The organism is Vibrio sp. 1401 (assembly GCF_033340295.1).
This window is the reverse complement of record NZ_JAWOWF010000749.1, coordinates 1-542: the sequence shown is the minus strand read 5'-3', so window position 1 is coordinate 542 and position 542 is coordinate 1. Positions and strand designations below refer to the sequence as shown.

Sequence of the window (542 nt, the reverse complement as noted above, 5' to 3'; positions counted from 1 at the left end):
TGTCTTTTTCACTTGATTCATGCCAGCTAAGGAAGCCGCTGATTTCTTTGTTCGCAAATGGGAAGTCTAGAATCTGCAGTTGGTCACTGTTCACCGCATTTTCCGCCATCCAGCGTGGTGCGATAGTCACTAACTCAGATTGGCTAACAACGTAAAGCAAGTTGCTTAGGCTTGAACCTTCGTACGCAGCTTGGCAGTCAAGCTCGCGGTACGCCTGCTCAGAGAAGCTACGTTGACCGTGAACTTTAGACAGTTTCGCGTGCTTTTCGTTAATTAGCTGCTCGGCGCTTACGCCACCTTGAATACGTGGGTGCGTTTTCGAAGCGATAACCACCAATTCATCTTTGAAGATTTCTGTGCTTGAGAAACCTTGCTCATCAAAACGAGCGTAATCGATCACGAAGTCGATTTCTTGGTAACGCATGCGCTCAGAAAGAAGACGGTCAAATTCCGCGTCTAGATGTAGCTGAACGTTTGGCGCTTGTTGATTAATCTTCGCCATGATTTTTGGAGCAAAGCGCATGTCACATGGGCTGCAAATA

At 47.0% G+C, this 542-nt stretch carries 1 pseudogene; it reads right to left on the bottom strand.

The annotated features are described in order from the left end of the window. Positions 1-542 (bottom strand): annotated as a pseudogene (gene calR / locus R7Z77_RS27940) (LysR family transcriptional regulator CalR); the annotation flags it as partial.